Source organism: Pseudomonas sp. DR 5-09, from assembly GCF_001655595.1.
GTDB lineage: Bacteria > Pseudomonadota > Gammaproteobacteria > Pseudomonadales > Pseudomonadaceae > Aquipseudomonas > Aquipseudomonas pharyngis.
Genome location: NZ_CP011566.1, coordinates 2,190,926 through 2,203,674, shown reverse-complemented (window position 1 = coordinate 2,203,674; position 12,749 = coordinate 2,190,926). Strand labels below are relative to the sequence as shown.

General features: G+C 57.0%; 16 protein-coding genes and 1 tRNA gene. 3 read left to right on the top strand and 14 right to left on the bottom strand.

Translation table 11 applies throughout. From position 1 onward, the window contains the following. Positions 1-476: 476 nt before the first annotated feature. From PDR5_RS09865 to thrS, 9 genes are all read right to left on the bottom strand, one after another. Positions 477-553: transfer RNA gene (locus tag PDR5_RS09865), tRNA-Pro, on the bottom strand. Positions 554-642: 89 nt separating this feature from the next. Further along, positions 643-999 carry a MerR family transcriptional regulator gene (locus PDR5_RS09860; RefSeq protein WP_003179985.1) on the bottom strand — a complete coding sequence of 119 codons (357 nt, stop codon included), beginning with the start codon at positions 997-999 and terminating at the stop codon, positions 643-645. Continuing rightward, a complete protein-coding gene (ihfA, locus tag PDR5_RS09855; RefSeq protein WP_002553164.1) occupies positions 980-1,282 on the bottom strand; it encodes an integration host factor subunit alpha in 303 nt (100 codons plus the stop codon). The genes PDR5_RS09860 and ihfA overlap by 20 nt, the downstream gene beginning before the upstream one ends. Positions 1,283-1,285: 3 nt before the next feature. After that, positions 1,286-3,664 (bottom strand): phenylalanine--tRNA ligase subunit beta, encoded by a 2,379-nt coding sequence (pheT, locus tag PDR5_RS09850; RefSeq protein WP_064594890.1) that lies wholly within the window; start codon positions 3,662-3,664, stop codon positions 1,286-1,288. 26 nt (positions 3,665-3,690) lie between these two features. Continuing rightward, positions 3,691-4,707 (bottom strand): phenylalanine--tRNA ligase subunit alpha, encoded by a 1,017-nt coding sequence (gene pheS, locus PDR5_RS09845; protein ID WP_011333387.1) that lies wholly within the window; start codon positions 4,705-4,707, stop codon positions 3,691-3,693. 109 nt (positions 4,708-4,816) lie between these two features. Further along, on the bottom strand, positions 4,817-5,173 hold the full coding sequence (gene rplT, locus PDR5_RS09840) for a 50S ribosomal protein L20 (RefSeq protein ID WP_002553161.1): 357 nt from the start codon (positions 5,171-5,173) through the stop codon (positions 4,817-4,819). A 30-nt stretch (positions 5,174-5,203) separates the two neighbouring features. Further along, the gene (gene rpmI, locus PDR5_RS09835; RefSeq protein ID WP_002553160.1) at positions 5,204-5,398 is read right to left on the bottom strand and encodes a 50S ribosomal protein L35; all 195 of its coding nucleotides are present in this window, start codon (positions 5,396-5,398) and stop codon (positions 5,204-5,206) included. A 60-nt stretch (positions 5,399-5,458) separates the two neighbouring features. Next, positions 5,459-6,010 carry a translation initiation factor IF-3 gene (gene infC, locus PDR5_RS09830; RefSeq protein ID WP_169432615.1) on the bottom strand — a complete coding sequence of 184 codons (552 nt, stop codon included), beginning with the start codon at positions 6,008-6,010 and terminating at the stop codon, positions 5,459-5,461. Further along, positions 6,010-7,932, bottom strand: a complete 1,923-nt coding sequence (gene thrS, locus PDR5_RS09825) for a threonine--tRNA ligase (RefSeq protein WP_039771550.1) — start codon at positions 7,930-7,932, stop codon at positions 6,010-6,012. The genes infC and thrS overlap by 1 nt, the downstream gene beginning before the upstream one ends. A gap of 372 nt (positions 7,933-8,304) precedes the next feature. Between thrS and PDR5_RS09820 the strand changes: the two genes are divergently transcribed. Then, entirely contained in the window at positions 8,305-8,607 is a 303-nt protein-coding gene (locus tag PDR5_RS09820; protein ID WP_064594887.1) for a hypothetical protein, read from the top strand. A gap of 290 nt (positions 8,608-8,897) precedes the next feature. Next, positions 8,898-9,110 (top strand): cold-shock protein, encoded by a 213-nt coding sequence (locus PDR5_RS09815; protein ID WP_007956027.1) that lies wholly within the window; start codon positions 8,898-8,900, stop codon positions 9,108-9,110. A 71-nt stretch (positions 9,111-9,181) separates the two neighbouring features. On the opposite strand, the gene PDR5_RS09810 is transcribed toward PDR5_RS09815, so the two are convergent. Both PDR5_RS09810 and PDR5_RS09805 read right to left on the bottom strand, forming a co-directional pair. Continuing rightward, a complete protein-coding gene (locus tag PDR5_RS09810) occupies positions 9,182-9,499 on the bottom strand; it encodes an I78 family peptidase inhibitor (RefSeq protein WP_064594885.1) in 318 nt (105 codons plus the stop codon). Positions 9,500-9,664: 165 nt separating this feature from the next. After that, a complete protein-coding gene (locus tag PDR5_RS09805) occupies positions 9,665-9,970 on the bottom strand; it encodes a hypothetical protein (RefSeq protein ID WP_064594883.1) in 306 nt (101 codons plus the stop codon). Positions 9,971-10,097: 127 nt separating this feature from the next. Here PDR5_RS09805 and PDR5_RS09800 point away from each other — a divergent pair, with 127 nt between their 5' ends. After that, positions 10,098-10,310 carry a hypothetical protein gene (locus tag PDR5_RS09800; protein WP_064594881.1) on the top strand — a complete coding sequence of 71 codons (213 nt, stop codon included), beginning with the start codon at positions 10,098-10,100 and terminating at the stop codon, positions 10,308-10,310. Between the two features lie 33 nt (positions 10,311-10,343). On the opposite strand, the gene PDR5_RS09795 is transcribed toward PDR5_RS09800, so the two are convergent. The 3 genes from PDR5_RS09795 to rbsK are packed head-to-tail and all read right to left on the bottom strand — an operon-like array spanning position 10,344 to position 12,734. Next, positions 10,344-11,372 (bottom strand): nucleoside hydrolase, encoded by a 1,029-nt coding sequence (locus tag PDR5_RS09795; RefSeq protein ID WP_064594879.1) that lies wholly within the window; start codon positions 11,370-11,372, stop codon positions 10,344-10,346. Between the two features lie 43 nt (positions 11,373-11,415). Further along, positions 11,416-11,820 carry a D-ribose pyranase gene (gene rbsD / locus PDR5_RS09790; RefSeq protein WP_064594877.1) on the bottom strand — a complete coding sequence of 135 codons (405 nt, stop codon included), beginning with the start codon at positions 11,818-11,820 and terminating at the stop codon, positions 11,416-11,418. After that, positions 11,817-12,734: a ribokinase gene (gene rbsK, locus PDR5_RS09785; protein ID WP_064594875.1), complete on the bottom strand. Its 918-nt coding sequence runs from the start codon at positions 12,732-12,734 to the stop codon at positions 11,817-11,819. The genes rbsD and rbsK overlap by 4 nt, the downstream gene beginning before the upstream one ends. Positions 12,735-12,749 lie beyond the last annotated feature (15 nt).

Genomic DNA, 12,749 nt, shown 5'->3' with positions numbered 1-12,749 from the left:
CACTTTGCCATCATGATAGCGCCAGTTTGTCTTCTTTACTGCCCTAGACCGATCTTTTTTATCGGTGAGGTAAATTCACAGGCACCGCTGAGTAAGCTCGACACGCTCCAGCCTCACACCGCCCCCATTTAGGATATTCACTCATCTCCATATCGTCTTCCGAACGACCAAAGATTTGCCATAGACGGGGTGCTCGCCCGTATAAGGAGGCGTACTGAATACTAGCCACTGCCATACTTGAGTCCGTCGACTCAGCATCAACCGCAACCGATCTCCAAATCGGCAACCCTTTAACAAGCGTCCTCGCGCCTTCTGACTCTTGCACTGATACGAGTTGCCCGGGGAAACGAGAGTCGAACGCCTCTCAAGTGGCATATCTACAGAGATCCAAGATATTCGTGGGAGTAAATGTGGGAGTATTTTTTAGACATGAAAAAGCCCAACCTTTTCAGATTGGGCTAAGTCATTGAAAAATATGGTCGGGACGGAGTGATTCGAACACTCGACCCCTAGCACCCCATGCTAGTGCGCTACCGGACTGCGCTACGCCCCGACTAGGCGTGAAACTCGTTCTCCATCTCGAAGAACGCTCAAGAATATATCGCAAGCTTTTGAAAACTGGAAGTATTTAAAAGCAGGAAATTATTTCTTGAGAACCACCAGAACGTCTTCGAGCTCGGCGATCATCTGGCGGATCATTTGCTTGTATTGGGTGGTGTCGTCTTTGGCTTCATCGCCGGACAGACGCAGGCGCGCGCCGCCGATGGTGAACCCCTGGTCGTAAAGGAGCGCGCGGATCTGCCGGATCATCAGCACGTCCTGGCGCTGATAATACCGGCGGTTTCCGCGGCGTTTGACGGGGTTGAGCTGAGGAAACTCCTGCTCCCAATAGCGCAGCACGTGTGGCTTTACCGCACACAGCTCGCTGACTTCACCAATGGTGAAGTAGCGTTTGCCCGGGATGACGGGTAGTTCGTCGTTATGACTTGGTTCCAGCATAAGCCTCAACTCGGGCCTTCAACTTCTGCCCTGGACGAAAGGTGACCACACGGCGAGCCGTGATCGGGATTTCTTCCCCCGTTTTCGGGTTGCGGCCAGGCCGCTGGCGTTTGTCCCGAAGGTCGAAATTGCCGAAACCCGACAATTTGACCTGCTCGTTGTCTTCGAGAGCGTGCCTGATTTCCTCGAAAAACAGCTCCACCAATTCCTTGGCTTCCCGCTTGTTCAGGCCCAGCTCTTCATACAGACGTTCCGCCATCTCAGCTTTCGTCAAAGCCCCCATACGTCACTTCCTTAACGTGGCGTTCAACCTTTGTTCGAGCGAGGTGAGGATATTTTGCGTCGTCGAATTCACCTCATCGTCATTAAGAGTGCGCGATGGATGCTGCCAGGTCAAGCCGACTGCAAGGCTTTTTCTATCAGGATCAATGCCTTTACCCTGATACACGTCAAATAGCCTGAGGTCTGTCAGCCATTCACCTGCATTTTCACGGATTACGTCCAGTACAGCCGAGGCTGCAACGTCTTTGTGCGCAATCAGTGCCAGGTCACGACGAACTTCAGGAAAGCGCGACAACTCGTGGAATTTCGGCATTTTACCCGTAGCGACTTCAGCCAGAACCAGCTCGAAGACGAAGACCGGACGGTCGAGACCCAGGGATTTCGACAACTCAGGGTGAATCGCGCCGATAAAGCCGACTTCACGCCCTTCCCGCTCGATGCGTGCAGTCTGGCCCGGATGCAGCGCAGGGTGTTTGCCCGGTGCAAAAGTGAACTGATCCAGAGCACCGGCAAAACCCAGCAGCGCTTCTACGTCAGCCTTGACGTCGAAGAAGTCGACGGTATCGCGACCTTGCGCCCAGCCTTCCGGCAGACGGCTGCCGCATACCACACCGGCGATCATCGGCTCTTGCTTCAGACCTTCCAGCTGACCGACAAAGCGCAGACCGCTCTCGAACAGACGGACACGATCCTGCTGACGATTGAGGTTGTGCTGCAGCGCCTTGACCAGACCCGGCCACAGCGACGAACGCATGGCAGCCATGTCATTGGAGATCGGGTTCGCCAACAGCAGCGGCTCAACGCCTGGGTTGAACAACTCGAACTGCTTCGGATCGATGAAACTGTAAGTGATCGCTTCCTGGTAACCACGAGCGACCAGCAGACGACGCAGTTCCGGCAGATCGCTGCGCGCTTCGGCCTTGGCCAGTGGCGCCAGACGAGCTTGCGGGTAACGAACCGGCAGGCGGTTGTAACCGTACAGACGTGCCAGCTCTTCGATCAGATCGACTTCCAGGCTGATATCGAAGCGATGGCTCGGCACTTCTACGCGCCACTGCCCTGCTCCGTCGGCGGAAACCTTCAGACCCAAAGCATTAAGCAGGCGCTCGACTTCGGCCGAATCCATTTCCATGCCCAGCATCTGGGTGATGCGCTGAGCACGCAGGGTGATCGGCGCGATCGACGGCAAGTGCTGCTCGCTGACGGTCTCGATGATCGGGCCGGCTTCGCCACCGGTGATGTCCAGCAGCAGGCCAGTGGCGCGCTCCATGGCTTCACGGGCCAGTTGCCAGTCAACACCACGCTCGTAGCGGTGCGAAGCGTCGGTGTGCAGACCGTAGGAACGAGCCTTGCCCGCCACCGCGATCTGGTCGAAGAACGCACTCTCAAGGAACACGTCGCGAGTGGTCGCGGATACGCCGCTGTGCTCGCCACCCATCACGCCGGCAATCGCCAGAGCGCGAGTGTGGTCGGCGATCACCAGCGTATCGCTGCGCAGGCTGACTTCCTGACCGTCGAGCAGCACGAGCTTCTCACCCTCTTCCGCCATGCGCACCCGGATGCCGCGATTGATTTCGGCGAGATCGAAGGCGTGCAGCGGCTGACCCAGCTCGAGCATTACGTAGTTGGTGATGTCGACTGCGGCATCGATGCTGCGCACTTCAGCGCGACGCAGACGCTCAACCATCCACAGCGGCGTCGGCTTGGACAGGTCAACGTTGCGAATGACACGACCCAGATAACGCGGGCACGCGGCAGGTGCCAGGACCTCTACCGAGCGCACTTCGTCGTGCACCGCCGGAACGGTCATCACCACCGGGCGAGTGACCGGAGCGTCGTACAGCGCGCCGACTTCACGAGCCAGACCGGCCAGAGACAGGCAGTCGCCACGGTTCGGAGTCAGATCGACTTCGATGCTGGCGTCTTCCAGGTCCAGATAAACACGGAAATCTTCGCCCACCGGCGCATCAGCCGGCAGCTCCATCAGACCGTCATTGCCTTCGCCGATCTGAAGTTCGGCTTGCGAGCACAGCATGCCGTTGGACTCGACGCCGCGCAGCTTGGCCTTCTTGATCTTGAAGTCGCCCGGCAGCTCGGCACCGATCATCGCGAACGGAATCTTCAGGCCCGGACGCACGTTTGGCGCACCGCACACGACCTGGAAAGTTTCCGCGCCATTGCTGACCTGGCATACGCGCAATTTGTCGGCATCGGGATGCTGCTCGGTGCTCAGCACCTCGCCCACCACCACGCCACTGAAAACACCGGCGGCCGGCGTAACGCTATCGACCTCAAGACCGGCCATCGACAGACGGGCAACCAGCGCGTCGCGATCTACCTGCGGGCTGACCCAGCCACGCAGCCATTGTTCACTGAATTTCATCCTGCTCTCCTAAGAATTCGTTACGACTAGCGAAATTGCGCGAGGAACCGCAAGTCGTTGTCGAAGAACAGACGCAAGTCGTTCACGCCGTAACGCAGCATGGCCAGACGCTCAACGCCCATGCCGAAGGCAAAGCCCGAGAACTCTTCCGGATCGATCCCGGACATGCGCAACACGTTCGGGTGAACCATGCCGCAGCCCATCACCTCCAGCCAGCCAGTCTGCTTGCAGACGCGGCAGCCTTTACCGCTGCACATCACGCACTCCATGTCGACTTCGGCGGAAGGCTCGGTGAACGGGAAATACGAAGGACGGAAACGCACGGCCAGTTCTTTCTCGAAGAACACCCGCAGGAACTCTTCAATCGTGCCTTTGAGATCGGCGAAGTTGATATCGCGATCGACCAGCAGGCCTTCGACCTGGTGGAACATCGGCGAGTGGGTGATATCGGAGTCGCTGCGGTACACACGACCTGGACAGACGATGCGGATCGGCGGTTTTTTCGATTCCATGGTGCGGACCTGTACCGGCGAGGTATGGGTGCGCAGCAACATGTTGGCGTTGAAATAGAAGGTGTCATGCATCGACCGGGCCGGGTGGTGGCCTGGGATGTTGAGCGCCTCGAAGTTGTGATAGTCGTCTTCGACCTCAGGGCCTTCGGCGATGCCGTAGCCGATATGGGTGAAGAACTGTTCGATACGTTCCAGAGTCCGGGTTACCGGATGCAGACCACCGGAGGTCTGACCGCGGCCCGGCAGGGTCACGTCAATGGATTCGGCAGACAGTTTGGCAGCCAGTTCGGCTTCCTCAAACAAAGCCATGCGCGCATTGAGAACGCCTGTGACACGTTCCTTGGCAACGTTGATCAGGGCGCCGACCTGCGGACGCTCTTCTGCCGGCAAATTCCCCAGGGTCTTCATCACCTGAGTCAATTCACCTTTTTTGCCAAGGTATTGAACCCGGATTTGCTCCAGGGCATTGATATCTTCAGCGCTTTGCACAGCCTCTAGTGCTTGAGAGACCAGCGCATCCAGGTTTTCCATGTACAGACTCCAGATACAAAATAGGGGAAGAGCTTGAAGGCTCTTCCCCTATTTATGACGTTTAACACCTGGCCCCACAGAGGTGAGGCCGGGTGACTGTCGGGGGTACTTAAGCCAAGGTGGCTTTAGCTTTCTCGACAATCGCAGCAAACGCCGCTTTTTCGTTCACTGCCAGATCAGCCAGAACCTTACGGTCGATCTCGATGGACGCTTTTTTCAGGCCAGCGATGAAACGGCTGTAAGACAGACCGTTAACACGAGCACCAGCGTTGATACGAGCGATCCACAGAGCGCGGAACTGACGTTTTTTCTGACGACGGTCACGGTAGGCGTATTGGCCTGCCTTGATTACCGCTTGCTTGGCAACACGGAATACGCGGGAGCGTGCGCCGTAGTAGCCTTTAGCAAGTTTCAGAATTTTTTTGTGACGTTTACGGGCAATGACGCCACGCTTTACACGAGCCATGAGTTACTTCCTCTATTCTTGATCCAAAAATTAACGAAGGCGCAGCATGCGCTCGACTTTTGCCACGTCAGACGGATGCAGCAAGCTGCTACCGCGCAGTTGACGCTTACGCTTGGTCGACATTTTGGTCAGGATGTGGCTCTTGAAAGCGTGCTTGTGCTTGATACCGTTAGCAGTTTTCAGAAACCGCTTAGCAGCACCACTTTTGGTTTTCATCTTTGGCATGTTCGGATACTCCGCATTCAGTTGATAAACATAATCAGAAGGCCTGCCGTGCCCTGTTGATTACTTCTTCTTTTTCGGGGCGATGACCATGATCAGCTGGCGTCCTTCCATCTTAGGATGCTGTTCGACCGAACCGTACTCGAGCAGGTCTTGTTCAACCCGCTTGAGGAGTTCCATCCCCAGCTCCTGGTGGGCCATCTCACGGCCGCGGAATCGCAAGGATACCTTGGCCCTGTCCCCGTCACTCAGGAAACGTACCAGGTTGCGCAGTTTTACCTGGTAATCCCCTTCCTCCGTCCCTGGACGAAACTTGATTTCTTTTACCTGAATCTGCTTCTGGTTCTTCTTCGCCGCAGCAATCTGCTTCTTCTTTTCGAAGATCGATTTGCCGTAGTCCATCACCCGGCAAACCGGTGGGACTGCGTCGGCAGAGATTTCTACCAGATCAAGCTTGGCTTCTTCAGCAATACGAAGCGCTTCATCAATCGAGACGATGCCAATCTGCTCGCCATCAGCGCCAATTAACCGAACCTCGCGTGCCGAGATATTCTCGTTGATCGGGGCTTTCGGTGCAGCTCGTTTATCTTGTCTCATTTCACGCTTAATAATAATTACTCCGAATCTGGGCGACCACGCCGGGAAACCGCTTGCGCGAGAAACTCAGCGAACTGGGCGACGGGCATCGAGCCCAGGTCAGCACCTTCACGAGTACGCACAGCGACAGTCTGCATCTCGACTTCCTTATCCCCAATAACCAAGAGATATGGAACCTTGAGCAAAGTATGCTCGCGGATTTTAAAGCCGATCTTTTCATTTCTCAAGTCGGACTTGGCACGAAACCCGCTTTCGTTGAGAGTTTTTTCGACCTGAGCGACGAAATCTGCCTGTTTATCAGTGATATTCATGATCACTGCCTGGGTTGGCGCCAGCCACGCAGGGAATGCACCTTCGTAGTGCTCGATCAGAATCCCGACGAAACGCTCGAACGAACCGAGGATCGCACGGTGCAACATCACCGGATGCTTGCGGCTGTTGTCTTCGGAGACGTATTCGGCTCCCAGACGCACAGGCAGGTTGAAATCGAGCTGCAAGGTACCACACTGCCACACGCGGCCGAGGCAATCTTTCAGCGAGAATTCGATTTTCGGACCATAGAATGCGCCTTCACCCGGCTGCAGATCGTACGGCAGACCAGCGCTATCAAGGGCTGCGGCCAGGGCCGCTTCGGCGCGATCCCACAGCTCGTCGGAACCAACGCGCTTTTCCGGACGAGTGGACAGCTTCATCTCGACGTCGGTAAAGCCGAAGTCGCGGTAAACATCCATGGTCAGCTTGATGAACGCAGCGGACTCAGCCTGCATCTGCTCTTCGGTGCAGAAAATGTGGGCGTCGTCCTGAGTGAACGCACGCACACGCATGATGCCGTGCAGCGCACCCGATGGCTCGTTACGGTGGCAGGCACCGAATTCGGCCAAGCGCATCGGCAACTCGCGGTAGCTCTTCAGGCCCTGATTGAACACCTGCACGTGGCACGGGCAGTTCATCGGTTTGATGGCGTAGTCGCGGCTTTCCGACTCGGTAGTGAACATGTTGTCGGCGTAGTTGGCCCAGTGCCCGGACTTTTCCCACAGGCTACGATCAACGACTTGCGGCGTCTTGATTTCAAGATAGCCGTTGTCGCGCTGCACCTTGCGCATGTACTGCTCGAGTACCTGGTACAACGTCCAGCCATTCGGGTGCCAGAACACCATGCCCGGCGCTTCTTCCTGAGTGTGGAACAGGCCCAGGCGCTTGCCGATCTTGCGGTGATCGCGCTTTTCAGCTTCTTCGATACGCTGGATGTAAGCCGCCAACTGCTTCTTGTCAGCCCATGCGGTGCCGTATACGCGCTGCAATTGCTCGTTCTTGGCATCACCGCGCCAGTAGGCGCCGGACAGCTTGGTCAGCTTGAAGGATTTCAGGAAGCGAGTGTTCGGCACGTGCGGACCGCGGCACATGTCGACGTATTCTTCGTGATAGTACAGGCCCATTGCCTGCTCGTTCGGCATGTCTTCGACCAGGCGCAGCTTGTAGTCTTCGCCACGGGCTTTGAACACTTCGATCACTTCGGCACGCGGAGTGACTTTCTTGATGACGTCATATTCGGTATCGATCAACTGCTGCATGCGCTGTTCGATGGCCGCCATGTCGTCCGGAGTAAAAGGACGCTCGAAGGCGATATCGTAATAGAAACCTTCGTCGATGACCGGCCCGATGACCATTTTTGCAGTCGGGTACAGCTGCTTGACCGCATGGCCGACCAGGTGGGCGCAAGAGTGGCGAATGATCTCCAGCCCCTCTTCATCCTTTGGCGTGATGATTTGCAGCGTTGCGTCGCTGTCGATGATGTCGCTAGCGTCAACCAGCTTGCCGTTCACCTTGCCGGCCAGGGTGGCCTTGGCCAGACCTGCACCGATGGATGCGGCGACCTCGGCTACGGAAACCGGGTGATCGAATGAACGTTGACTGCCGTCGGGAAGAGTAATAGTTGGCATGGCGCCTCCTCTCCTAGTGGTGACCCCTACCAAAGGTCACGTGGGTTGGGATGAGCCAGTACAAGATCCGATCCAGGCCATTCAATGACGAACGCCTGCCTTACAGCGGCAGGAGCCTTGCGGCCAACCGGAAAACCGAACCAGAGTGACTGGGATTCAAATCAGAAAATTCGTGCACGGCCGCAACCGGGACTGAAGGTCATCCGGAGCCTGCGAACGCCCGAGCCAGGCATGCTAGCACAGATGAACGGTCGCCGATGCACTCTGGTTTTTACCGAGAGGCAAATCGTCTGTTTTATGCCAGAGTGCTGAACTTGATCGGCCTTTGAGCCCTCAGATAACAAGACATTGACCCACAAGGAGCATCCTCGCATGCGTCTTAATACCCTGCTTGCTGCAGTCGCCCCCCTCGTTTTGCTGCTGCCGCTGAGCGCCCACGCCGACTGGCCAAAGGGCGAGCGTGAGAAATACATGGCTCAGTGCACCCAGGCGGCCACTCCGCAAATCGGTGCCGCTGCCGCAAAATCCCACTGCGCGTGCGGTGCCGATGCCATCAAGTCTTATCCGGCCAGCGACATTCAGGCATTGATGGACAACAAGGCCACGCCTGAGCTGCAACAAAAAGCTCTGGGGCAAATTGCCAAATGCAAGGCCAACGTCCCGGCGAAAAAATGATGAAACAGGCCTTTTCACTGCCCCCAGCCCCGCTGAAAGGCATCTGATTCAGGCCTTTTCGTACGATTTATGCAGGTTTTACAGGTTTTTTTATTGTCTTTACTTTTCGCGAAAAGCCTTTTAAACCGGGGCCTCCAGCCGAAACAGGCAGTAAAGAAAACACGACTGATTGGCAAACAGCACGTCCGGGGGGCTACCAAAGCGAACATTTCGACTATGATACTCCGGTGTGCCCAGTTGGCCTGAGCAGCACAGTACTACTGAAAATATATGTTTCTTGGAGATACACCATGTCTAATCGCCAAACCGGCACCGTTAAATGGTTCAACGATGAAAAAGGCTTCGGCTTCATCACTCCTCAAGGTGGCGGTGACGACCTGTTCGTACACTTCAAAGCTATCGAAACTGACGGTTTCAAAAGCCTGAAAGAAGGCCAGACCGTCTCCTTCGTGGCTGAGAAAGGCCAAAAGGGTATGCAAGCTGCACAAGTTCGCCCAGAGTAATTTCCCGGCGCACTAAAAAAACCCCGTCCATGTGACGGGGTTTTTTATGGGCGATACGAAAGCCCGAAGGCTCAGCCGCAGTTGACGCGGGTGACCACCAGGTTCTGATCGGTATTCAGGTTGAGGCGATCAGAGCGGTACTCCAAAGTAATCATGTCATTGGGCTTGAGGAACCGGGCATTCTGCGCACCGGCTTTTTTGCGTGCCTGCTCCAACAGCTCCGGCGAAGCTTTCTTGCCGAGAGCGAACTCCGCTGCTGACGCCTCACAACGACCAAGGCCGGCCTCAGTCGTCACGGGATCCTTCTGCGACTCACTGGAGGTCGTGCTGCAACCCGCCAACACAGCAACGGCCATCAGTGCACCCAGTGACGCGAACTTCCAAGGCATGAAGCCTCCTTATTTCAATTTGAGCAGAGATCGTGCGACCGCCAATAAGGCGTTTGGTTTCACGGTGAGAGCCATCCCCCTGCCCCACGATCGGAAAAACGCCGAGTGTGCCTGAGCAACGCCTGAAATCTCACCCCGTAAAACGTCACTGAATATTAATAACGCTCAATAGACATCAATGTAGTCGTAAGGTGGATTCGGCCAATTGTCTTTGAGCGCATTGAAAATCTGCATGACCCAGACTTCGTCGCTGGCCGCGACATTTCCCACATACCCCGAGCCTTTTGCCCAGGTCTCCAAGCGAAACAGCAGGCCATCGATGTCTTGACCGCCAGTGACACCCGAAGAGATATAGGCAATACCGCCCTTGGTCACGCGCAGTTGGGTATGTTCGTCATCACTGGCCGACGCCAGCAACCGGCGGACAGCATCAAGGGTCAGGCCGTCGGGGCTATTCAAATCGATCTGCACAGCTCAATCCTTGTTTTTTGCGGAACGACCAAGTGTCGCACAGCCCCGCGCTCATGCCTAAGTCGCAGTGCCAAACGCTCGGCTTAGTGGTTAACTCAGAACTCCGATCCCGCGACCGAGCCTTGCCATGACCACCGTAAGCATTACCGCCGACATTAAGGCCACTTGGCGACAAGGGCATAGTTCCTACAGCCCGGGTAGTCCGGAGGAATTGGCATTGATCAGCATCGACCTGCTGGTAAAGACACTGGGGACGCAAGGCGCACAAGCCTTCATCGCCCAGCTGTTCGAGAAGTATCCCGATGACTTCAAAGGGACACCGGACACCGAGAGGGAGTAAAAGCCCGCAAGCTGGCACCTGCGGGCGTATCGCTTACTTCAGACGCTTGAGACGCTCGGTCAGCAGGTCGAAGAAGCCCTGGGCGTCACCGCTCTCCACCCAGAAAGCGTTCTTCGGCGCCTTCAGGCCGTCATACCAGTCGACAATGGTCTGGCCGAAGGTCGGGCCTTCACGGCTGTCGACCACCACATTCACCGAACGCCCCGTGAACAGCTCAGGCTTGAGCAGATAAGCCACGACAGTGGCGTCATGCACCGGGCCACCCGGAATGCCGTAGTGCTCCATATCCCCTTTGATGTACTCGTTGAGGATATCGCCAACAATCTTGCTCGCATTGTTGTTCAGCGCCGCGATCTGCTTCAGGCGCGCGTCACTGGTCAGGATCTTGTGGGTCACGTCCAGCGGCAGGTAAGTCAGTTTCACGCCGCTTTTGAGCACCACTTCCGCGGCTTGCGGGTCGGCGTACAGATTGAACTCGGCCACTGGCGTGATATTGCCGCCATTGAAGTGGGCGCCCCCCATGATCACCACTTCCTTGATTCCCTGAACAATCTCCGGCTCCTGGATCAGCGCCAGGGCCAGGTTGGTCTGCGGGCCGAGCATCGCAATAGTGATGCTGTGCGGCTTGGCTTTTTTCAGGGTGTCGATCAGGTAGTTGACCGCATTGCCCTCGGCCAGGCCTTTTTTCGGTTCGTGCACGGTGACACCCGACAGGCCTTCCTTGCCATGGATGTTTTCGGCGTAGATCGGCGTGCGCATCAACGGTTTTGGCGCGCCGGCGTACACCGGAATCTCTTCCCGCCCTGCCCACTCACGGGCCAATCGCGCATTGCGCGAAGTCTTGTCCAGACGCACGTTTCCGGCCACGGTGGTCAACGCACGAATGTTCAGCTCCTCCGGGGAGGCCAGAGCAAACAACAAGGCGACCACGTCGTCGGCGCCGGGGTCGGTGTCAATGATCAGGTCGATCTTTTCCGCCGCCTGGGCGCCGGTCGCGGTTATCACGGACAAAAGCAGCAGACTCCGAATCAATTGGTGCATTTTTTGAGCATAGCGGTGCATGGCGCATTCCTTGTGCAGATGAAATCAATAGGGTCGAACCCTGTTAGAACGTAACCCCGGCTACCAGCACGATGTTGCAGTACGGCTGGCATTCGCCCGTGCGAACAATCGCTCGTGCCTGTCGGCTGAGTACCTTGAACTGCTCGTGACTGAGCAGGTCACGCCGCCCCAGCGAGCCTTCGTCATTCAGCTCGTCCAGCGTGGGCAGCGCAGCCGGTTGCTTGTCGAAAATCTCCTTGGCCAGTGCGTGGCTTTCCACCTGCATCTCGCTGAGCACGACTTTCAGGGTGCTGACGAAATCCGGCACGCCGTGCGTCAACGCCAGATCGATCAGTTCGACACCCGGAGGCACCGGCAGACCAGCGTCGCCGATCACCACCATGTCGCCATGCCCAAGGGAAGCAATCAGCCGCGACAGGGCGACATTCAGCAGAGGAGTCTTTTTCATGCGGGTTTGAATGCCTGTACGTCGGAGGTGGTAGGAATGGAGGGCTGGGCACCTGCCCGGGTGACCGACAGGGCTGCAGCGACTTGCCCGAAACGAATGGCCTCGTCCTCGGTTTTGCCGGCCGCCAGCGCAGCCGCAAATCCGCCGACAAAGGTGTCCCCGGCGGCGGTGGTATCGACAGCCTTCACTTTGGGGGCAGAAAAATACTGGTAACCCGTGCCGTTGGCGAACAATGAGCCTTGAGCACCAAGCGTGATGATGACCTTGCCGGCGCCCAGTGACATCAGGTGCGCTGCTGCTTTTTCAGCGGTCTCCAATGAGTCCACCGGCAAACCGCTGAGCGCGGCGGCCTCGCTCTCGTTGGGAATAAGGTAATCGATTGCAGCAAACCAGTCCGCTGGCAGCGGGCGACTGGCCGGCGCCGGGTTAAGGATGACCGTCTTGCCCAGTTCACGTCCGCGCTTCAGCGCGTGGCCTACCGTGGCATCGGGGATTTCCAGCTGGCAAATGATCACGTCGGCAGCCTGCAGCACGGCGTCAAACCGGTCGATAACCGCCGGGGTCATCGAGCCATTGGCACCGGCCACGATGACAATCGCGTTTTGACTGTTGTCATCGACCACGATCAGCGCCACACCACTGGAATCCTCGACTACGCTGACCGCCTGACAATCGATCTGCTCGGCCAGCAACGCGTCGCGCAATTGCACACCATAGTCATCGTTGCCGACACAGCCGACCATCGACACCTGTGCACCCAGTCGCGCGGCAGCTACGGCCTGATTGGCGCCCTTGCCACCGGACACGGTAGCGAAGGAATGACCGATCAGCGTCTCACCGCCCCGGGGCAAGCGCGGCGCCCGGGTGACCAGGTCCATGTTCAGGCTGCCTATTACCACTACATTTGCGGACATACATCACTACTCTTC